We start from the raw sequence: 19,817 nt of genomic DNA, 5'->3' as shown, positions 1-19,817 counted from the left end.
GCTATGGTTGCGCCTTTATAGTCTACCAAATAGATAGTGTATAGCGATGTGGAAGAGGTGGGCTGCCCTCCACGTCGGGTGGGACCGACCGCGACGCGATGCCTGCATCCGTCGCACCGACACTCGACTGCGCATGGCGGGGACATCCGCCGGCCGTGCGCGGCAACAGGGAACAGCCCATGCCGATGCGCATCTGACACCAGACCATCTGAACCACCGGCCGCCATCGCGCCGTTGACGCCGCCCTCGCGCGGCTGACCGGCGCAGCATGACGAATCCGCGATCCGCAACGGCGGATGCGGAACGGTGGCCTCTTGTCTTCAGCAGGCTCAGCCGGCGCGCGGGGTGCGTGTTCCGGGGGGAGGCCGCGCGGCCTTCGCGCCGCGACGTCCAAAGGGAAAATCCAGTGCAAACGTCCATCACCGATATCCGTCGTCCCCTCCTGGCCGCAGGCATCGGCCTGATCGCGTTGACCGCGACGCCGCTGCGCGCCGAGCAGGCGGCCCCGGCCGCCACGACGCCCGAAGCCGAAGAGGCCGAAGGCAATGATTCCGAGATCCTCGTCACCGCGCGGCGCCGCGAGGAGCGGGCGCAGGACGTGCCGATCGCGCTCAGCGCCGTCGGCGGCGAGACGATCGAACGGGCCGGCGCCCTCAACCTGATCCAGATCGCCGACCTGACGCCGAGCTTGGTGATCCGCAACAACAACGCTCGCAACACCTTCGTCAACATCCGTGGCCTGGGCTCGAACTCCGACCAGAATGATGGGCTTGAGATCGGCGTCGGCTTCTATGTCGACGACGTCTATTACGGCCGCATCGGCTCCTCGCAGTTCGACCTGATCGACCTCGAACGGGTCGAGGTGCTGCGCGGGCCGCAGGGCACACTGTTCGGCAAGAACACCACTGCCGGCGCGATCAGCATCGCGACGCGCGCGCCGCAATATACGACCGAGTTCCGGGGCGAGGCGACGCTCGGCGAGCGCGGCTTCCACCAGGTGCGCGGATCGCTGAGCGGCCCGCTGATCGACGACAAGCTGGCCTATCGCCTGACCATATCGGACACGCACCGCGACGGCCTGCTGTACAATGTCTTCAACGGTGGCAAGGTCAACGACTATGACAATTTCTCGGTGCGCGGACAGCTTCTGGCCGAGCCGACCGACACTCTCTCGATCCGGGTGATCGGCGACTATTCGAAGCAGTCCTCCTATTCGCGCATCACCAGTGCCGTGGGAGTGTTCACCACCTTCGACAATGGCGCGCCCAACACCAACAACTTCCTCGATCGTGCCGCGCGGGCGGGTTATGTCCCGCCCTATGACCTCAACGACCCGTTCGGTAAGAAGGTCGATTTCAACGCCCCGATCCAGGCCGACATGGAAGGCTATGGCGTCTCGGGCAAGATCGACTGGGACCTCGGCAAGGTCGCGCTGACCTCGATCACCGCCTATCGCTGGTGGGACTGGTATCCGCTCAACGACCAGGACAACACCTCGCTGACGGTCAACATCCGCGGCGGCACCTCCAATCTGCAACGACAGTTCAGCCAGGAATTCCGCCTCGCCTCTCAGGGCGAGAACAAGATCGATTACGTCGCCGGCGCCTATTATTTCTGGCAGGTGGTCAAGGCGCTCGGCCAATATGCGCTAGGGCCCGACTATGCGATCTGGAACAATCCGAATGCCAACCGCACGCTCGCCAACTATGCCTATACCGGCTTCCAGTCGGATTCGGTCATCGAGCCGCGCACCAGGAGCTATGCCGCCTTCGGGCAGCTGACCTGGCACGCCACCGACGCCTTCAGCGTCACCGGCGGCCTGCGCTTCACCCATGAGGATAAGACTGGCCTGTTCGACCAGCGCACCGTCGCTGGCAACGACCTGTCGGTGCTGAACACCGCCGACCGCACCGCGGCGCAGAAGCTGCGCGACGATCTTTATCCCGAGGTGCGCTACACGACCGGGCTGAAGGACGATGCGCTCACGGGTTCGCTCAATATCGCCTATAAGGTGGCGCCCGACGTGCTGGCCTATGCCAGCTATGCGCGCGGCTCCAAGTCGGGCGGCCTCAGCCTCGGCACCCTCCCGGCGGGCGTTTCGTCGGTGGTCAAGCCCGAGACGATCGACGCCTATGAGATCGGGCTGAAAAGCCAGTTCTGGGAGCGCAGGGTCACCTTCAACGCGGCGGCCTACTGGACCGACGTGAAGAACTATCAGGCGGCGATCAGCGAGCAGATCGGCAACACCACCTCGTTCCGCCGCTATATCTCGAACATCCCCGGCGTCCGCTCGCGCGGCTTCGAGGTTGACCTGGTCGTGGCGCCGACCCGCTGGGTGCGCTTTACCGCCTCGGCCGCCTATACCGACGCGGTCTATAAGGACTATGTCAACGCTCAGGCGGCGCCGGACAAGCGCAACATCAGCCAGATCCAGGACCTGAGCGGCGTCCAGCTCGCGAACGCGCCGAAATTCCTCTATAATTTCGCGATCGATCTGTCGCAGCCGATCGGGGACGACGAGGTCTACGGCCGGATCGACTATAATCACCGCTCGTCGAACGACACCAGCGGCAGCAATTCGCAATATACCCGGATCGCCGGCTACGGCATCGCCAACCTGCGGGCCGGGGTGCGGATCGACGACAGCCGCTTCGACGTCTCGGTCTGGGCGACCAACCTGTTCGACAAGAAATATTTCACGGCGCTCTCCGCCGCGAACACCGGCCTGATCAGCGGCAATATCGGCGACCCGCAGGCGCTGGGCGTGACCCTGCGCACGCGCTTCTGATCCGGTCACCGGCGTTTTTTTTCAACAGGAGAAGATATCGATGAACCGCAAGACTTTGGCACTTTTGCTCACAGCCTCGGCGCTGCCGCTTGCCACGACCGCCTTCGCCACCCCCAAGCCCGCAGCCGCCACGGCAGCGGGCCCGGCCACCGCGCCGTCCCTGGAGAGCCTCGACGGCTTCACCCATGGGCCGATGCTGGGCAATGTCGGGCCGAACTCGATCCGGGTGTGGGCGCGGACCCGCCAGCCGGGCAGCTTCCGCGTCCTCTATTCGAAAAAGGCCGATCTGTCGGGCGGCACGCTGTCCGCGCCGGTCGTCACCGACTGGTCGCATGACGCAACCGGCTGGGTGGAACTGACCGGGCTCGAGCCGGGCACGCTCTACCATTATGCGCTGGTGCTCGACGGCAAGTTCGCCGACACCCGGGTCGACGGCGCGATCAACAGCTTCCGCACCTTGCCCTCGGCGCAGGCGGCGGTCGATCCTGTGCTCAATCCGAAAGGCGTCTTCAACTTCGCCTTCGAGATCGGCACCGGCAATGCCCAGGCCGGGCGGCCGAACATCCCGCCGACCTACATCACCATGCGCCGCAACCTGAAGGACAAGCTCGCCTTCCAGATCCAGAACGGCGACTGGGTCTATGAGGAAGGCCGCGAGACCACGGTCCAGCAATGGGCGGAGGCCAACAAGGTCGCCAAGCCGCCGCGCACCGTCACGCTCGCCAACGGGCTCACCGGCGTGTGGCAGAACTACAAGGCCTATCTCGACGGATCGGAAGCGCTGCGCGACTTCTATCGCGACGTGCCGCTGCTGATCACCCTCGACGACCACGAGATCCTCAACGACGCGATCGGATCGGGCGAGATCGGCTTCCACACCGACGCGCGGGGCAAGGGTTTCCAGACCGACATCCGCACCCGCACCGATCGCGACAGCGATGTCGAGCGCGCGGTGTTCCGCGATCCTGCCTCGGCCGGCTGGTATGATTATGTCGGCTGGGCCAACCCCGATCCCGGCAAACGCCCGCCGATCCGCTTCGGCGAGACGACGATCGCGGCGGGCAGCGACGTGCTGACCGACAACAGCGCCGACTTTTCGAAGCTCGACCCGGCCAAGGCGTCGAACCTCCACGTCCTTTGGGGCTTCGGCAACACCGGCGTCTACAAGATCGAGAAGGTGCTGGGGCCGCACAAGCTGAAGGTCAGCCCGGCCTTCACCGTCGGCGAGAAGGCGAATTATTCGATCGGCACCAACGGCTATTCGAAGTTCCGCGTCTCGAACACCGACATCTTCATGCTCGATACCCGGTCGAACCGCACGCTCCACGCAAAGAGCGGCGAGGGAACGTTGCCCAAGACGATGCTGGGCGCCGAGCAGAAGACCTGGCTCGAAACCGAGCTGCGCGAGAGCGATGCGGATTTCATCTTCATCGTCTCCTCGGTCAACCTCGCCATCCCGCACGACAATGGCGTGTGGTACGGGCAGGGCCTTGCCAGCGCGACCAAGGACGACGGCTGGACGGCGCAGCTCAAGGAGCGCGCCGAGCTGCTCGACCTCGCCGGGTCGCTCGGCAAGCCGGTCTTCTTCCTGACGGGCGACCTGCACAAGTCATTCGTCGCGCGGATCGCGCCCGGCCTCTACGACGTCGGCACCGGTCCGCACACTAGCGGTCCGCACCGGCTCGGCGATGCCGGCGGATCGCCGCCCAGCGGCTGGTATGGCTCGGGCGACCGGCTGGTGAACCTGCTGTGGAGCAGCAACCAGTATCGCAACGACAGCGAGAAGAAGCGCGGCCCGGGTCAGGATTGGCCGGTCTACACGGTCGTGAAGGTCAACAACGCTTACAACATCCCCGACAAAGCCGGGAAGGATCGTTGGATCGCCTATCCCGAGCCGCAGGTGATTTTCGAGTTCCACGACGGCTATTCGGGCGAACTGCTGTTCGCGCATTCGGTCTCTACCTCCGAGGCGAAGGCCAAGCCCGAACCGGTGAGCCCGGAGCGGGTGAAGCAGCTCGGCGGGATTGTCGCGAAATGACCATGCCGGCTTCGCTCCTCCGGCCATCGTATCCCACCGAGCCGGAGACGGCGGAGCCGGCCCAGCGCGACGATGCGGCCGCCTGCGCCGATCACCGCATCGTCGTGGCCAGTCTCGCCGTCGCGCTCGGCTATGCGACGCTGCGCTACAATGTCTTCAAGCATGTACCCTGGGCCGACTGGCCGCATTATGTCGTCAACAAGGCGCTGGCGATGGCCGGGCTGGGCCTAATCGTGCTGTCGGCGGTGCGGCTGGCCCGCCGCGGGGCGACGATCCGTCGGTTGATGGCCTGGGCGGGGGGCTTCGTCTCCGCGCATGTCCTGCTGTCGCTGGCGCTGCTGCGGCCCGATTATTTCGACAAGCTGTTCGCCGGGGGCAAGCTGACGGCGGCGGCCGGATGGTCGCTGCTGCTGGGGGCCGCCGCCTGGGCGGCGACCGAACTGGGCGCGCGGCGCGCGGCGCAATGGGACCCGGCCTCGCGCATCGAGCTGCTAGGCCTGATCGCGTTGGCGAGCGGGCTCCATGCCGCATTGCCCTCGGTCGGAAGCTGGTTCGCGCCATCGACCTGGCCGGGTGGGTTGCCGCCGATCACCCTGATCTCCTTTGCGGCCGGTCTTGCCGGCTGGCTTGCCATACGCTGGCGGCAACTGGCAGGGTCGGCGGATCAATAAGCGGAAACGGGCGTCTTCACGCCGTCCGCACGGCGCGGACGGGAAACGGAATGATCAAGCGCATCGTGACATGGGCCGGCATCGTCGTGGCCACGCTGGTCGTTGCCGGCACGGTGCTATGGTTCGCCCGGCCGCTGTTCCTCGACCGGACCTACTATCGAGGGTCGTCCAGCGCCCATTATGACGGACGGCGCTTCTTCAATCCCGAAGGCGAGGGGCCTCCGGTCGGTGCGTCGCGCGGGATCGGCGTCTCGCGGCTGTGGCGCGCGGCGACCGGGCAGCGCACCGACCAGTGGCCTGAGCGCATCGCCGTGGTGCCGTCGCGTCCGCCTGCGCGGGTCGGCGGCGCGGAGATGCGCGTCACCTGGATCGGCCACGCCACCGTGCTGGTGCAGACACAGGGCCTCAACATCCTTACCGATCCGATCTGGTCCGACGTCGCGGGGCCGTGGAACCTCGTCGGGCCGCACCGGGTGCGGGCGCCGGGCGTCCGCTTCGAGGACCTGCCGAAGATCGACCTCGTCCTGATCAGCCATAACCATTACGACCATATGGACCTGCCGACGCTCGACCGGCTGTGGACGCGGGATCGGCCTTTGATCGTCACCAGCCTGGGCAACGACACGATCCTCAAGGCGCGCGGCATCGGTGCGGTCGCGCGCGACTGGGGCGGACGGGTCGCGGTCCGCCCGGGCGTATCGGTGACCGTCGAACAGGTGCATCACTGGAGCTCGCGCTGGGGCGAGGACCGCAACCGCGCGCTGTGGAGCGGCTTCACCGTCGCGCTGCCGGGCGGCAACATCTTCTTCGCGGGGGACACCGGCTGGGGCGACGGCAGCTGGCAGCGGCTCGCCGTACGGCACGGGCCGTTCCGCCTCGCGATCCTGCCGATCGGCGCCTATCATCGGCGCGAGATCTTCGGGCGCAGCCATGTCGATCCGGGTCAGGCGGTGGAGCTGTTCCGCATGCTGGGTGCGGGTCGTGCGCTCGGCGTCCACTGGGGGACATTCCAGCTCACGGACGAGGGCGCCGATGCGCCGCCGATCGAGCTTGGGGAACGGTTGAAGGCGGCGGGCGTGGCGCCGGGGCGGTTCGTGGCGACGCGACCGGGGAAGGCTCTGCTGATCCCCTGATGCTTCCTAACGGCCGCTCAGGATCACCATGCCGGTTCGAGCAGGCGGGCGGCGCGTTCTGCGGTCTGCCGGGCAGGCTTCCGCTTGACGAAGCACCCGGCGCAGAAGTGGCCCGGGCGTCCGGCTACGCCGATGATCGGACGCTTCCAATAGGCCGAGAAGCCCGACCATGTGACAATGTAGGACTTCCGATTCATCTCCGGATTGGCAAAATCCTCATGCCAGTCCGGATGACCGATCGAGCAGTCCTCGATGGGAACGGCGATAACGAGATCGCCGGCGCGAATGTCAGTCATATCCGACCCTATCCAGCAAGCAACGGCAACGACGCGACAGGAAGGATGGTCAATCGGACCTTCACGTCACCGACTATAACGATCGGCCGGGGTCCGGGGTCCGCTACGAACGGACGATGCTGACCCGCGCGGCCGAACTTCGCAGGAAGCGCAGCGGTTTCACCGCCTCGATCCTGGGGCCGATCGCCCCGGCCAAGGCGAGGATGGCCAGGCCCGCGAACGGTGCCCCCCACGGGCTTTCCCAGGTGCCGTAGGCCAGAAGAAGCAGTGGGAAATGGATGACGTACAGCGTGTAGGAATAGCCCGCCGCTCGTTCCAGCGCGCGCCATCGCGGCAGCTTCCGGGACAACAGCGCCCGCCCCATGTGGACGATGAACCACGCCCCGAACGCAAATTCGAATATGAGCGTCGCGCCGTAGCTGTACCGTCGCGGGATGGCGACAACCAAGGCCAGCGCCGCCAATGGAAGAAGGGCTGTCAGGCGGAGGATCCTGGGCCGGAACAGGCCCAGCCGGCCATTGGCGTGGCAGATCGATACGGCTGCCCCCGCCAGCCAGATCGCGCTCCACAGGCCGAACAGCGGATTGAGGAAGGCCAGCAGCGGAAATATCGCGAGACCCGCTATGGCCATCTTTCGGCCGGTCAGGAATGCCACGAGGAACCCTGCGCAAACGTAAAGCCACACCTCGAAGCTGAGCGACCACAGCGCTCCGTTCGCCGAGACCGTCGGCGCCACGAAGCCGTTGAGCAGCGCCGCAGTCTCCCAGAGGCCGTCGAGCGATATGCTGTCCCGAACGCTAGGGTGCAGATAGGCTCGCGAACCGGAGGCAAACACCCATGGCGCGATCAGCCAGCACAGGATGGTAACGGCGAGCGCCAGAACGAAAGGCGGGACGATCCGGTCAAACCGGCCCGCTGCGAAGGAGAGCCAGTCGAACCGCCCGGTCTCGCTGCCTTTCGTGAGCGACTTGTGGATGAAGAACCCGCTCAGCCCGAAGAACGCCGCTACCGCACCGCCGGCCAAGGCCGCGAAGATCCGTTCGCCGTGGAAATAGAGCGGTACGATATGGCCCAGAAGAACGACGATGGCCGAACCGCCCCGCCACATATCGAAATAGAGCGACTGCTCCGCTTCGATCCGTTTGTGAGTCAGCAGGATCGACGGTTTTCGCACAGACGCACCTTAATCAATCGGATGGGGTTAATCCAGATTGCACGGATCAACCGGAGCGGACCGGGCGCCTCATCGTTCCGGATGATCAACGGCGCTCGCCGGCAGCGCCTCGTGCGGATGCGGGAGGCGGCGGGGGCACTCCAGCCCGGCATAATATCGATAGGTGGCGAACAGGGCCGGAGATGCCGTTTCTTCGGCGCGGTACCAGGGCTTGACGGCTATTCCGCTGTCCTCGAACGGCAGGCGATCGATCAGGGGCAGGACGCCACGATAGCCTTCCTTGTCGTCATAGTCGCCGATCAAGGCCTCGAAATGGTAGCGGTCGGCCGATTCCCGCACCGTCCGGCCCGCCATATAGCCGGCCTTGATCCAGAAGAAATTATACCAGCACCAGCCGCGCCGGGAGGGAAACAGGCCTGCCCGCGTGAGATTCGGGTTTGCCGTCAGCCGCGCGAGGTCGGCGGTCAGCCCCACTTCGGTATGCAGCCGGAACAGGCCCATCTTGCTTTCGGCAAGCTGGACGATACCCTTGCTGTGGCAATAATAGATCAGGTCGTCCGGGGCCGCCCCCTCGGCCAGCGTCCGCATCGCGCGGAAGCCGGGATATTCGAAACTGTTGCGGCGATCGGACCGGATGGAGGCGGGATCGATCCGGAATCCGTGGCGGGTGATCGCATCATGTACCTCGGCGTCCCAGGCGCGCGGCGCGACATAGGGCACCAGAACCTCGATCGGGTCCAGTGACGCTTCGATCAGGTCGGACAGCCATCGAAGTTGCCGGCGCATGAAGGCGAGCCGCTGGCCCACCACGCCGGCCTCCGTGCCCTCGTCTCCCAAATAGGCAAAGTAGACGACCGACCTGGAGATGCTCATGCCCGCTGCGTATCGCCACATCGGCCCGGCCGCAATCCGTTGGGCGTCACGGTACAGGTCGGCCGGCCCGGCAGCGACGGCGGCCGCCACCACTTCGAGGCTCGTTCGTTATGCGGGGATGGATATCGCAGACGCCCATCGCACCGCCGCGGCACAGACCAAGCTCGCAAACAGCGCCGAGACCCTTGAGGACAGCGCGCGCAGCCAGGAGGACAGCGCCGACCGCAGGACCGTCCTTGCCGCAAACCGCACCATCCTTGCGGCGGAACGGACCTATGCGGCCTGGATACGGACCGGGCTGGCCGCCCTGGCCTCGGGGATAGGGGCGCGCGCGCTGCTCGAGGGGGTCGTGCCCGGATGGCTGATCGGCGGAACCGGCACCGTTCTGGTCCTGTTCAGCGGCTTCTGTTTCCTAGCCGCCATCTGGCGCGAGCTGACGCCCGACATCGATCCCATGCCGGAAACGCGCCGGTTGCCAGCTTGGCTGCTGATCGCGGTCAACGGTTTTCTGACTCTTGTGGCGCTCGCGGCGCTGGTCGGCATCTGGATAGGGTAGTCGCCGGCCACGATCCGGCCGGCGTCAACTCGCGCCCGAAGCGATGCCCCGCCAGACGAAGGGCTGACGGCTTTCGCCCGCCATCGTGCCGTCCGCCAGGAAGCGCCGTTCGAGGAACAGCCCTCGCCCGTCCCGATCGACCGCGACGACCGAGCTGCAACGCGTGCCGTAGACCGGGTCGAGGATGAAGATCGGACTGTGGTTCGGCTCGCGCGGGACGTCCGACGGAGTGGCGGGATCGAGGCCGATGGCGGGCAGCGTCTCCTCGCGCAGGCCCGCGAACAGCAGGGCGGGGTCGTCGGCCACGCCGGTCAGCCAGTCGAGCAGCACCGACTTGAGGCGCATCGTCTTCGGCCATGGTTCGTCGAGCCGGCCGTTGGACAGGCCGTAGAGACCGGGGGCGAGCGCGCTGCGCGTCGGCGCCGGCCTATTGCTGAGGAAGTCGGCCCGCTCCTCGCCGAAGACGATCAGGTTGACCGGATTATAGGTGTCGATCGCGATGGCTTCCGGATCGCCGCCGCCGAGCAGATCGGTGACGAGCGCACCCCGCGACGGCCGGCCGGGTTCGGCCTGGCCGAAGCCGCGCAGGTTGGTGACGACGACGCAGCGCCCCCGTTCGGATACGCCCAGCCAGGTGCCGCCCGACTGCAGGTCGCGGCCGGCGATCAGGTCGGGTGTGTCGTCCCAGCGGGCGAGCGGGGCGGCGGGGCGGGCATGATATTCGTCGCGATTGCCGGCGAGGACGAGCCGCCAGCGTGGATGGGCGTTCCAGGCGGCGGCGAGGACGCACATCGATCAGGCGCTCCGCTTCGGCCGGCCGCCCGGCCAGCGGGTCTCGGGCACGAACAGCGTCGTCACCAGCGCCACGGCCATGCAGCCCGTCACATACCAGAAAAAGGCGGACTCGATCCCGGCCGCCTTGAAGCCAAGTGCCACCGACTCCGCGGTACCGCCGAAGATCGCCTGGCTGACCGCATAAGGCAGGCCGACCCCCAGCGCGCGGACATGCGGCGGGAACAGCTCGGCCTTGACGACGGCGCTGGTCGCGCTCGACCCCGAGATGATGAGATAGGCGACACACAGCAGCAGGAAGGCTTCGAAGCTACCGGTAGCGGCGCCGAGCGCGGTGAACAGCGGCACGGTCGCGACGATCCCGCCGATCCAGCACCAGTAGAGCAGCGGCTTGCGCCCGATCCGGTCGGACAGCGCGCCGAGCATCGGCTGGATGACGATGTAGAAGATCAGCGCGCCCGAACAGATCAGCGACGCCTGCTCCTTGGCGAAGCCGGCGCTCGCAACCAGATATTTCTGCATATAGGTGGTGAAGGCGTAGAAGCTGACATTGCTGCCGATCGACAGCCCGAACACCAGCGCCACCTGCTTCGGCTGCTCGCGCAGCAGGGTGACGAGCCCGCCCTTGCGGCGCTCGCCCGTCGTTTCCTCGATGAAGTCCGGGGTCTCGTCGATCCCGCGCCGCAGCCAGAAGACGCTGATGGCCAGCACCGCGCCGGTGGCGAAGGCGAGGCGCCAGCCCCAGGCTTCGAGCTGGGCTTCGTCCAGGAAGAAGAACTGCAGGGTGACGAGCAGGCCGAGCGCGAGCAGCTGGCCCGCGATCAGCGTGACATATTGGAAGCTCGACCAGAAACCGCGCTTGTCGGGCGGGGCGATCTCGGTGAGGTAGGTCGCCGCCGTCCCGAACTCGCCGCCCAGGCTGAGGCCCTGCGCCATGCGCGCGAAGGTCAGCAGGAGCGGCGCCCATATGCCGATCGAAGCATAGGTCGGCGCGCAGGTGATGATCAGCGACCCGATGCACATCAGCGTGATCGACCAGGTCAGCGCGCTCTTCCGCCCGTAGCGATCGGCGAGGATGCCGAGCAGCCAGCCGCCGAGCGGCCGCATCAGGAAGCCGATGGCGAACACGATGCTGGTCGACAGCAGCTGCGCGGTGGGATCGGCGGCGGGGAAGAAGCTCTTCGCGAAATAGAGCGAGAAGGCCGAATAGATATACCAGTCATACCATTCGACGAGATTGCCGAGCGAACCGCCGACGACCGAGCGGATGGCGTGGCGCGGGCGAGAGTCGGTCATCGCCTCACTCCGTCATTCCCGAACATTGTCCCGAAGCGTTTCTCTCCATCCGTCGTCCCGGCGAAACCCGGGATCTCCGGCTGATGGGAGACATGGACCCTGGCCTTCGCCGGGCGACGACGGAATCCGGGCGAGCCTGGTCCCCGCCAGCGGCTTTCCCGAGAAGAACGGAAGGGCGAGGCAATGCTCAATATAGGGCCAGGCCATTCACCTCGACCTCGTCGAGGACGATGCCGAAGACGAAGTTGAGCCGCAGCCGATAGGCCTTGGCGCTTTCGATTTCGGCCTCGACCTGCTGTGTGCCCGTGCGGCGGTCGTAATGGGTGCCCGTCAGCGCGGCGAAGCCGGTGGGCAGGCAGATGCTTACGACCGACAGGGTGGTGAAGCGCGTGTCGGGCCGGGTCGAGGTCCAGTGATTGGACATTTCGAGGTCGATGGGGGCGACCGGGGCGAGCGTGAAGCTGTACTGCGCGTGCCAGTCTCCGGTCGGGTCGCCCTGGCGTTCGAGCATCCAGCCATGGTCTTCGGACCTCGACAGGCGGAATGCCGCGCCGTCGGGAGAGACGACCTCCGATCCGTCGGCCAGGATCATCGGCGGCGTATAGCTGCCGCCGAAGCCCGCGTCGGCGATCCAGTCCCGCCCGTCGATCCGGACGAGGTTGAGCGTGTGGGTCCGCGGCGGCACGCCGTCGTTCGCCAGCAGCCAGACCCGGGCGAGCAGCGGCCGGGCCTCGAAGCCGAGCGCGTGAAGCGCCTGCAGGAACAGGCCGTTCTGCTCGAAGCAATAGCCGCCGCGACGCCGGTGGACGAGCTTGTCGAAGACATGGGCCGGGTCGAGGCTGATCCCCCGGCCTAGTCGCACGTCGAGATTCTCGAACGGGATGGTCAGGCGATGCGCGCGCTGCACGGCGGCGAGACCGTTGGCGTCGGCGGCCGGCGCGTCCTTCAGCGCGATGCGGGCGAGGTAGGCGTCGAGGTCGAAGGCCGGGGTCATTTCTTGCAGCTTCCGATCCGCCGACCCGTGCCGGTCGTCACGATGCGGACCGGCTCGCCATCCTTCGTGCCCGTCGACAGCGTCGAGATCGCATAGCCGTCTGGCGTGTAGCTACCCTTGGAGGCGACCAGCAGCCCCTCCGGGAAGCGCTTGTTGGTGCAGAAGGTGTCGTAGACCAGCTTGCCGCCGGTCATCGAGAAGCGCCGCAACTTGCAGACCGCGGCGTCGTCCTGGGTCAGCAGCGCCTCGGGCCGGGCGGCAAGCTCCGCGGCGCCATGGCAGCTCTTGCGGCTGCGGTTGCCGGCGAACATCTTGATCACCCATTGCGGTACGCCGGGGACCTCGGCGCTGACCGTCACCGTCCGATGCTCCCATTGGCCGGGGGCGAAGCCATCGGCCAGGGCCGGTCTCGCGGTGGCGAGAAGAAGGGCGGTCAGGGCAGCGGGGACGATGGCCGGGGGGCGAACGGAAAACATGGTGCCCCAGCGAACATGATCGGTCATCCGGCTCTTCTCCTGTGTGGCGAACCCTTAGCGCCTGGTGGTGACGGTTCAAGCCCGCTTAGCGGAAGGGGCCCAGCGGCGGGCATCGCATTTGCAGGCGGGGCGGGCCCCATTCTCGCGAAGATGTGCATATCGAGCCGGCGACGGACCTTCATCCCGGGATGAAGGTTGAAGCGGGCATGGATCGACAGACGGCCTGGCCGGATCGAACCCGGCCGGATCGAACCCGACTGGCCGCCCCGATCCTGCGAGACGAGCAGGCTCGCGCCGGTCGGACTCGTCCGGTACGAAGATAAAAGGTGAACATCGGGCTCCTCTACCCTACATGAGCAAGGCCATGACCATCCAGATCCGTACCAACCTCGAAGATGTCGACCTCGGCCAGACCTTCGTTCCGCATCGACCCGAACGGCCGGAGAAGACCGAGGGCGGCAAGAAATTCAAGCTTGTCTCGGATTACGAGCCGTCGGGCGACCAGCCGACCGCGATCGCCGAACTGGCGGCGCAGGCCGAGGCGGGCGAGCGCGACCAGGTGCTGCTGGGCGTCACCGGCTCGGGCAAGACCTTCACCATGGCCAAGGTGGTCGAGCAGCTCCAGCGGCCCGCGCTGGTGCTGGCGCCGAACAAGATCCTCGCCGCACAGCTCTACGGCGAGTTCAAGCAGTTCTTCCCGGAAAATGCGGTCGAGTTCTTCGTCAGCTATTACGACTATTACCAGCCGGAGGCCTATGTGCCCCGGTCGGACACCTATATCGAGAAGGAAAGCTCGGTGAACGAGGCGATCGACCGGATGCGCCACTCGGCCACCCGCTCGCTGCTCGAACGCGACGACGTGCTGATCGTCGCCTCGGTCTCCTGCCTCTATGGTATCGGCTCGGTCGAGACTTATTCGGCGATGATCTTCGACCTCAAGAAAGGCCAGACGGTCGACCAGCGCGAGATCATCCGCAAGCTCGTCGCGCTCCAGTACAAGCGCAACGACGCCGCCTTCTCGCGCGGCAATTTCCGGGTGCGCGGCGACAATCTGGAAATCTTCCCGTCGCATTACGAGGACAGCGCCTGGCGCATCGCCTTCTTCGGGGACGAGATCGAGGAGATCGTCGAGTTCGATCCGCTGACCGGGAAGAAAGCGGCCAGCCTCGATTCGGTCCGCGTCTTCGCCAATTCGCACTATGTGACGCCCGGGCCGACGATGAAGCAGGCGATGGAGGCGATCCGCTTCGAGCTCGTCGAGCGGCTGAAGGAACTGCACGCCGAGGGCAGGCTGCTGGAGGCGCAGCGGCTGGAACAACGCACCAATTTCGACCTGGAGATGATCGCGGCCACCGGAAGCTGCGCGGGGATCGAGAATTATTCGCGCTTCCTGACCGGGCGGATGCCGGGCGAGCCGCCGCCCACCCTGTTCGAATATCTTCCCGAGAACGCGCTGCTGTTCGTCGACGAGAGCCACCAGACGATCGGGCAGATCAACGGCATGTCGCGCGGAGACCATCGCCGCAAGATCACCCTCGCCGAATATGGCTTCCGCCTGCCGTCGTGCATCGACAACCGGCCGCTGCGCTTCTCCGAATGGCAGGTGATGCGGCCGCAGACCGTCTATGTATCGGCGACTCCGGGCAGCTGGGAGATGGAGCAGACCGGCGGCGTGTTCGCCGAGCAGGTGATCCGTCCGACCGGCCTGATCGATCCGCCCATCGAGGTGCGGCCGATCGAGAGCCAGGTCGACGATCTCGTCTACGAGGCGCGCGAGACCGCTAAGAAGGGCTACCGCACCCTCGTCACCACGCTGACCAAGCGGATGGCGGAGGACCTGACCGAATATCTGCACGAGGCCGGGCTCAAGGTCCGCTACATGCACTCCGACGTCGAGACGCTGGAGCGCATCGAGCTGATCCGCGACCTGCGGCTGGGGGTGTACGACATATTGGTCGGCATCAACCTGTTGCGCGAGGGGCTCGATATCCCCGAATGCGGGCTGGTCGCGATTCTCGACGCCGACAAGGAGGGCTTCTTGCGGTCCGAGACCTCGCTGATCCAGACGATCGGCCGCGCGGCCCGCAATGTCGACGGGCGCGTGATCCTCTATGCCGACAGCATTACGGGTTCGATGGAACGCGCGATGGCCGAGACGTCGCGCCGCCGCGAGAAGCAGGAAGCCTATAATATCGAGCATGGCATCACGCCCGAGACGATCCGGCGCAGCATCACCGACATCGTCGGCCACCTCGCCTCCAGGGACCAGGTCACCGTCGATACCGGAATCGAGGATCGGCCCCACATGGTCGGCCACAATCTGCGCGCCTATATCGAGGACCTCGAGGCCAAGATGCGCGCCGCGGCGGCCGATCTGGAGTTCGAGGAAGCGGGCCGCCTGCGCGACGAGATCCGCAAGCTCGAGCAGGAAGAACTGGGCCTTCCGGTCGAGCAGCACCGGGCGCCGGTCAAGAGCCACAGCATGAGCGGCAAGCCGGGCACGCGCACTACCAAATATGGGAAGATGCGCGCGGCGCGCGGAAAGTAGATCTTTACGCTACGGCAGCCTGGATATGCCGGTCCAGATTTTTGATGCAACCTTCCCGCGGTGGCGTATAACTGTGTCGCGCTCGTAAGACGGCGTAACAGGAGGGAAGCAATATGCACGAGAGTTTTCGTGTGCCACGGCAATTGCGAGCCCGTTCAGCGCAACTCACATCCGAAGCCTGGCATGATCTCAGTCGTTATGTCGCCGCCTCCAAGGCGGCGTCCGAACGGCGGGCCGTTCCGCCCAGTGGCGGACCGGACGACCGGAACGGATAGGAGAGGGTAAGCGCCCGAGGGCTAGGGGTAGCCCGACGGCGCGGCGTTCGCTTTTTCGACCGCCTTTGGCGGCCTGGCCGCGCTCAATCTTTTTTCGTCCGATCCGTCGGCGATCCGATCGGGTCGTGCCGGTCGCTGTGCACCCATGCCGCGGGATCGTCGCTGGCCCGCCCGGTTGGGGGCGGAACGTCGCCCTCCTCGTCGGGGCCGTTCCATTCGGGCGGAGCGGCCGGCCGGCCATCCTCCAGGGAGAGCTGCGCGCGCACCGACGCTTCGCTCCGGCCCAATCGCGGCGCGATCTCGGCGGGCGAGCGCCCGGCCGCCGCGAGGCCCCGCAGGATCTCGATTTCGCCGCTGGTCCACTCATCGGCCGGTCTGGACATGCTATCTCCCGTACCGGGAACGCATCGCCGACAGTCGCGTTCCGGGCAAGAGCGCTTGAGATCGTTCCGCATTTGTTCTATGCCCTTCGGCATCAAAAGGGGGTATCATCGAATGCAGGGGTGCGGCCAAAGGACGGAGGCGATCATGGAGCAGCGCTTCGATCTGGACCGTTTCACGACGGCGCAGGAGACCAGCTACGATGCCGCGCTGGCGGAAATCCGGCGCGGTCGCAAGCGTGGCCACTGGATGTGGTTCGTCTTTCCGCAGCTTGCGGGACTCGGGCGGAGCTCGACCGCGCAGCGCTACGCGATCGCCTCGCTCGACGAAGCGCGTGCCTACCTCGCCCACCCGGTGCTGGGCGCGCGGCTGCAGGCCTGCGTCGAGGCGCTGCAGGACCTCGAACATGGCAGCGCCGAGGCGGTGTTCGGCGACATCGACGCGCTGAAGCTCCGGTCGTCGCTGACCCTGTTCGAGCAGGCGGGCGGCGAGCGGCTGTTTGCCGCGGCGATCGAGCGCTGGTTCGACGGCCGCCGAGACGAGGCCACCTTGCGCCTGCTGGGGCGATCGGCGGCATGAGCGGCCCGGCACGCTGCCGCTGGGCCGACCGCGACCCGCTCGAGGCGGTCTATCACGACACCGAATGGGGCGTACCCGAGCGCGATCCGCGCATGCTCTGGGAAACGCTGATGCTGGAGGGTTTCCAGGCGGGCCTGTCCTGGACGATCATCCTGCGCAAGCGGGAGGGCTTCCGTACCGCCTTCGCCGGCTTCGATCCCGAGTCGGTGGCAGGCTTCGGCGAGGGCGACGTCGTCCGGCTGATGGCCGATCCGGGCATCGTCCGCGCCCGCGCCAAGATCGAGGCGACGATCGCGGGTGCGCGCATCTACCTGGCGATGCGCGAGCGGGGCGAGGATTTCGCCGACTATGCCTGGTCCTTCGCCGACGGCGTGCCGCTGCGCGGCGACGGCGTCCATGTGCCCGCGAAGACCGAGCTTTCCCAACGCATCTCGAAGGACCTCAAGAAGCGCGGGTTCAAGTTCGTCGGGCCGACGATCGTCTATGCGTGGATGCAGGCGATCGGGATGGTCAACGACCATGCCGATTACTGCTTCCGTCGCGATCTGGTCTGAAACCGCCGCGGCAGGCGGGATCACCGAAACATTGCCGGATGCCGCTGGACCTCATAGATCGTTCTGGCATCCGACGATGGGGGAGTGAATGAGCGATTGGTCGCACGGCTACGATGTTTCCGGCCTCTATACCTACAGCTTCTTTCGGGAAATGGCGCCGGACTGGCTCGATCTCTGTGCGCGGGTATCGGGCAATATGGCGCCCCGGCGCGGAGAGGGAGGAAGCTTCCGCTATCTGGAACTCGGCACGGGGCAGGGGGCGGGCCTCTGCGCGATGGCCGCGGCCAATCCGCAGGGCGAATTTCTCGGCATAGATTTCCATCCCGGCCATATCGCTCATGCGCAGGAACTGGCCGCGGCGAGCGGGCTGACCAACATTCGCTTCATCGAAGCCGATTTCGTCGCACTCGCCGCGCAGTGGCCAGCCGATTTCGGGACGTTCGACTATATCGGCCTGCACGGCATCTATAGCTGGGTGCCCGCCGATGTGCGTCGGACGGTCGTCGAATGCATCGCTCATGCCTCCCGCCCTGGGGCCCTCGTCTACAACAGCTACAATACCCAGCCGGGTTGGCTGACAACGGTTCCGTTCCAGCATGTCGCCAGCCGACTGAAGCTTGCCGCCGGCCAGGGCAGCGATGCCGCGCTCGGCAACGCTATCGCGCTGTTCGACAAGCTGGCGGCGGCCGATGGCGCGATCTTCAAGGCCATGCCGCCCTTGAAAATGCGGCTGGATTCGGTCCGGACCAAGGATCGCAGCTATCTCGCCCAGGAATATCTCCATGATAACTGGCACCCGCTGTGGCACAGCGAGGTCGCCCGTGAACTGGCGGGCGCCAAGCTGGGCTATGTCGGGTCGGCGACCATCACCGAAATGCTGCTGCCGGGCGTCCTGGGGCGTGAGATGCAGGACCTCGTCGAAGCCCAGCCGACCCCGTCGTTGCAGCAGGACGTCCAGGATATCGTCATCAACCAGACCTTCCGCCGCGATCTCTTCTGTCGGGGGCCGCGGCCGATCGTCGGCAGCGACAGGGCCGCCATCGCCGATACTATGGTGCATCTGGTGACGGTGCCCAGGTCGCAGGGGCCGCTCGTCGTCGAGGCGACCTTCGGTCAGTTGCCTATCGACCGGGAGGCCGTCGATGCGGTGGTCGCCGCGCTGGGCGAAGGCGCGAAGCCGATCGGCGAACTGGCGGCGCTTCCGAAGGTGCGAGAGAAAGTCGGGTCGCGGGGGGTTCGTACGATCCTGCTGATGATCCACAACCGGATCGCGGCCGTCGGGTCCGCCGAACCCGCCGCCGCCGCCGTCAGCGATCGCTTCAACGCGGCGATTGCGCGAGCCGGGTCGCGGGGCCAATCCTATCGTTTCCTCGCCGCAGCCCAACTGGGGTCGTCCGTCACGGTGCGCGAGATCGATCTGATGATGCTCGACGCCTGGCTCGAGTCGTCCAGGAAGGCCGACGCCGCGGCGCTGGCGGAAGGCGCCGCAAGCCGTTTGGCCGCACTCGGTCGCAAGATCGAACGCGACGGCAAGCCGCTCGACAGTGCGGAGGCAGGCCAATATCTGTCGAAGCTCTCGGCGGCCTTCCTCGATCGCCTCATCCCCACCTGGCGGCGGTTGGGCGTATTGGCCTGAACCCCTCGCTGCCTGAACCTCTCGCCCGGGGGAGCGGGATCGCCATGACAATATAGTCGGATTGTCCGCATTGCCGGAGGCCCGCAAGCGTGCTTTTCGGGGCGCATGCAGATCGCGGTTCTCACCTTCGACGGCTTCAACGAGCTCGACAGCTTCATCGCCTCGGCAATCCTGAACCGGATGCGGGACAAGGGGTGGAAGGCGCATATCGCGGCGCCGACCGAGACGGTGACGTCGATGAACGGCGTGACCGTCACGCGCCAGAAGCCGCTGGAGTTTGCTGCCGAAGCCGATGCGGTGGTGATCGGCAGCGGCATCCATAGCCGCGAAGTGGCCGGCAATCCCGATTTGCTGGCACGCATCCGCCTCGATCCCACGCGCCAGTTCATCGCCGCGCAATGTTCCGGCACTTTGCTGCTCGCGAAGCTGGGGCTGATCGGTGCGCTACCGGCCTGCACCGACCTCACCACCCGGCCCTGGGTGATCGAGGCCGGGATCGAGGTCATCGACGCGCCCTTCGTCGCACATGGCAATGTCGCGACGGCGGGCGGCTGCCTCGCCTCCCACTATCTCGCCGCCTGGCTGATCGCGCGAAGCGCGTCGGTCGAGGATGCGGCCGCGGCGATCCACTATGTCGCGCCGGTCGGCGAGAAGCAGGCCTGGATCGACCGGGCGATGGCGGTCATCGCGCCGTTCGTGGGCAGCGCGAGGGCCCAAACCTTCTAGAAATGGAGCATCGCTCCGGCGAAGGCCGGCA

General features: G+C 66.4%; 18 protein-coding genes. 10 read left to right on the top strand and 8 right to left on the bottom strand.

What is annotated here, in order from left to right; all coding sequences use genetic code 11:
* Positions 1 to 406: 406 nt before the first annotated feature.
* The 4 genes from ASE22_RS04810 to ASE22_RS04795 are packed head-to-tail and all read left to right on the top strand — an operon-like array spanning position 407 to position 6,630.
* Positions 407 to 2,788, top strand: a complete 2,382-nt coding sequence (locus ASE22_RS04810) for a TonB-dependent receptor (RefSeq protein WP_056355670.1) — start codon at positions 407 to 409, stop codon at positions 2,786 to 2,788.
* A 40-nt stretch (positions 2,789 to 2,828) separates the two neighbouring features.
* Complete coding sequence (locus ASE22_RS04805) at positions 2,829 to 4,826, top strand: alkaline phosphatase D family protein (RefSeq protein WP_056601678.1); 1,998 nt, start codon at positions 2,829 to 2,831, stop codon at positions 4,824 to 4,826.
* Between the two features lie 2 nt (positions 4,827 to 4,828).
* On the top strand, positions 4,829 to 5,497 hold the full coding sequence (locus ASE22_RS27110; protein ID WP_056355666.1) for a hypothetical protein: 669 nt from the start codon (positions 4,829 to 4,831) through the stop codon (positions 5,495 to 5,497).
* A 50-nt stretch (positions 5,498 to 5,547) separates the two neighbouring features.
* A complete protein-coding gene (locus tag ASE22_RS04795; RefSeq protein ID WP_056355664.1) occupies positions 5,548 to 6,630 on the top strand; it encodes an MBL fold metallo-hydrolase in 1,083 nt (360 codons plus the stop codon).
* Positions 6,631 to 6,653: 23 nt separating this feature from the next.
* Here the strand turns inward: ASE22_RS04795 and ASE22_RS04790 are convergent, their stop codons facing one another.
* The 3 genes from ASE22_RS04790 to ASE22_RS04780 all read right to left on the bottom strand — a co-directional run bounded on the left by ASE22_RS04790 (position 6,654) and on the right by ASE22_RS04780 (position 8,973).
* The gene (locus ASE22_RS04790) at positions 6,654 to 6,926 is read right to left on the bottom strand and encodes a hypothetical protein (RefSeq protein ID WP_056355662.1); all 273 of its coding nucleotides are present in this window, start codon (positions 6,924 to 6,926) and stop codon (positions 6,654 to 6,656) included.
* A 103-nt stretch (positions 6,927 to 7,029) separates the two neighbouring features.
* Positions 7,030 to 8,100: an acyltransferase family protein gene (locus ASE22_RS04785; protein WP_056355659.1), complete on the bottom strand. Its 1,071-nt coding sequence runs from the start codon at positions 8,098 to 8,100 to the stop codon at positions 7,030 to 7,032.
* A 69-nt stretch (positions 8,101 to 8,169) separates the two neighbouring features.
* Positions 8,170 to 8,973, bottom strand: coding sequence for a hypothetical protein (locus ASE22_RS04780; RefSeq protein ID WP_056355657.1), 804 nt, complete (start codon positions 8,971 to 8,973; stop codon positions 8,170 to 8,172).
* 118 nt (positions 8,974 to 9,091) lie between these two features.
* Here ASE22_RS04780 and ASE22_RS04775 point away from each other — a divergent pair, with 118 nt between their 5' ends.
* A complete protein-coding gene (locus ASE22_RS04775; RefSeq protein WP_056355655.1) occupies positions 9,092 to 9,529 on the top strand; it encodes a YidH family protein in 438 nt (145 codons plus the stop codon).
* 24 nt (positions 9,530 to 9,553) lie between these two features.
* Here ASE22_RS04775 and ASE22_RS04770 read toward each other — a convergent pair whose 3' ends face one another.
* The 4 genes from ASE22_RS04770 to ASE22_RS04755 all read right to left on the bottom strand — a co-directional run bounded on the left by ASE22_RS04770 (position 9,554) and on the right by ASE22_RS04755 (position 13,114).
* Positions 9,554 to 10,321 (bottom strand): NRDE family protein, encoded by a 768-nt coding sequence (locus ASE22_RS04770; protein WP_056355653.1) that lies wholly within the window; start codon positions 10,319 to 10,321, stop codon positions 9,554 to 9,556.
* Positions 10,322 to 10,324: 3 nt separating this feature from the next.
* Entirely contained in the window at positions 10,325 to 11,617 is a 1,293-nt protein-coding gene (locus tag ASE22_RS04765) for an MFS transporter (RefSeq protein WP_056355651.1), read from the bottom strand.
* A 187-nt stretch (positions 11,618 to 11,804) separates the two neighbouring features.
* Entirely contained in the window at positions 11,805 to 12,611 is an 807-nt protein-coding gene (locus ASE22_RS04760; protein ID WP_056355649.1) for an arylamine N-acetyltransferase family protein, read from the bottom strand.
* Entirely contained in the window at positions 12,608 to 13,114 is a 507-nt protein-coding gene (locus tag ASE22_RS04755) for a DUF3617 domain-containing protein (protein ID WP_056355648.1), read from the bottom strand. The genes ASE22_RS04760 and ASE22_RS04755 overlap by 4 nt, the downstream gene beginning before the upstream one ends.
* A gap of 337 nt (positions 13,115 to 13,451) precedes the next feature.
* On the opposite strand from ASE22_RS04755, the gene uvrB reads away from it, so the two are divergent.
* Positions 13,452 to 15,635 carry an excinuclease ABC subunit UvrB gene (gene uvrB / locus ASE22_RS04750; protein ID WP_056356332.1) on the top strand — a complete coding sequence of 728 codons (2,184 nt, stop codon included), beginning with the start codon at positions 13,452 to 13,454 and terminating at the stop codon, positions 15,633 to 15,635.
* 358 nt (positions 15,636 to 15,993) lie between these two features.
* Here the strand turns inward: uvrB and ASE22_RS04745 are convergent, their stop codons facing one another.
* Positions 15,994 to 16,293: a hypothetical protein gene (locus ASE22_RS04745; protein ID WP_056355645.1), complete on the bottom strand. Its 300-nt coding sequence runs from the start codon at positions 16,291 to 16,293 to the stop codon at positions 15,994 to 15,996.
* A gap of 145 nt (positions 16,294 to 16,438) precedes the next feature.
* Here ASE22_RS04745 and ASE22_RS04740 point away from each other — a divergent pair, with 145 nt between their 5' ends.
* The 4 genes from ASE22_RS04740 (at position 16,439) to ASE22_RS04725 (ending at position 19,786) form a co-directional block, all read left to right on the top strand.
* Positions 16,439 to 16,870, top strand: coding sequence for a DUF1810 domain-containing protein (locus ASE22_RS04740; RefSeq protein WP_056355644.1), 432 nt, complete (start codon positions 16,439 to 16,441; stop codon positions 16,868 to 16,870).
* The gene (locus ASE22_RS04735) at positions 16,867 to 17,424 is read left to right on the top strand and encodes a DNA-3-methyladenine glycosylase I (protein ID WP_056355642.1); all 558 of its coding nucleotides are present in this window, start codon (positions 16,867 to 16,869) and stop codon (positions 17,422 to 17,424) included. The genes ASE22_RS04740 and ASE22_RS04735 overlap by 4 nt, the downstream gene beginning before the upstream one ends.
* 88 nt (positions 17,425 to 17,512) lie before the next feature.
* Complete coding sequence (locus ASE22_RS04730; protein WP_056355640.1) at positions 17,513 to 19,060, top strand: class I SAM-dependent methyltransferase; 1,548 nt, start codon at positions 17,513 to 17,515, stop codon at positions 19,058 to 19,060.
* A 105-nt stretch (positions 19,061 to 19,165) separates the two neighbouring features.
* Positions 19,166 to 19,786 (top strand): DJ-1/PfpI family protein, encoded by a 621-nt coding sequence (locus tag ASE22_RS04725; RefSeq protein WP_056355638.1) that lies wholly within the window; start codon positions 19,166 to 19,168, stop codon positions 19,784 to 19,786.
* Positions 19,787 to 19,817: the final 31 nt, after the last annotated feature.

Origin of the sequence: Sphingomonas sp. Root720, assembly GCF_001428605.1 — a bacterium.
Classification (GTDB): Bacteria; Pseudomonadota; Alphaproteobacteria; order Sphingomonadales; family Sphingomonadaceae; genus Rhizorhabdus.
The sequence above is the reverse complement of the archived record's forward strand: the minus strand, read 5'-3'. Positions and strand labels throughout refer to the sequence as shown.

Bases quoted from the DNA above. Each gene is read 5' to 3' on its own strand.
- ASE22_RS04775 (WP_056355655.1), top strand. From the start codon at position 9,092: ATGGATATCGCAGACGCCCATCGCACCGCCGCGGCACAGACCAAGCTC.
- ASE22_RS04790 (WP_056355662.1), bottom strand. From the start codon at position 6,926: ATGACTGACATTCGCGCCGGCGATCTCGTTATCGCCGTTCCCATCGAG.
- ASE22_RS04805 (WP_056601678.1), top strand. From the start codon at position 2,829: ATGAACCGCAAGACTTTGGCACTTTTGCTCACAGCCTCGGCGCTGCCG.
- ASE22_RS04740 (WP_056355644.1), top strand. From the start codon at position 16,439: ATGGAGCAGCGCTTCGATCTGGACCGTTTCACGACGGCGCAGGAGACC.
- ASE22_RS27110 (WP_056355666.1), top strand. From the start codon at position 4,829: ATGCCGGCTTCGCTCCTCCGGCCATCGTATCCCACCGAGCCGGAGACG.
- ASE22_RS04795 (WP_056355664.1), top strand. From the start codon at position 5,548: ATGATCAAGCGCATCGTGACATGGGCCGGCATCGTCGTGGCCACGCTG.
- ASE22_RS04730 (WP_056355640.1), top strand. From the start codon at position 17,513: ATGAGCGATTGGTCGCACGGCTACGATGTTTCCGGCCTCTATACCTAC.
- ASE22_RS04770 (WP_056355653.1), bottom strand. From the start codon at position 10,321: ATGTGCGTCCTCGCCGCCGCCTGGAACGCCCATCCACGCTGGCGGCTC.
- ASE22_RS04735 (WP_056355642.1), top strand. From the start codon at position 16,867: ATGAGCGGCCCGGCACGCTGCCGCTGGGCCGACCGCGACCCGCTCGAG.
- ASE22_RS04745 (WP_056355645.1), bottom strand. From the start codon at position 16,293: ATGTCCAGACCGGCCGATGAGTGGACCAGCGGCGAAATCGAGATCCTG.
- ASE22_RS04725 (WP_056355638.1), top strand. From the start codon at position 19,166: ATGCAGATCGCGGTTCTCACCTTCGACGGCTTCAACGAGCTCGACAGC.
- ASE22_RS04780 (WP_056355657.1), bottom strand. From the start codon at position 8,973: ATGAGCATCTCCAGGTCGGTCGTCTACTTTGCCTATTTGGGAGACGAG.
- ASE22_RS04760 (WP_056355649.1), bottom strand. From the start codon at position 12,611: ATGACCCCGGCCTTCGACCTCGACGCCTACCTCGCCCGCATCGCGCTG.
- ASE22_RS04765 (WP_056355651.1), bottom strand. From the start codon at position 11,617: ATGACCGACTCTCGCCCGCGCCACGCCATCCGCTCGGTCGTCGGCGGT.
- uvrB (WP_056356332.1), top strand. From the start codon at position 13,452: ATGACCATCCAGATCCGTACCAACCTCGAAGATGTCGACCTCGGCCAG.
- ASE22_RS04755 (WP_056355648.1), bottom strand. From the start codon at position 13,114: ATGACCGATCATGTTCGCTGGGGCACCATGTTTTCCGTTCGCCCCCCG.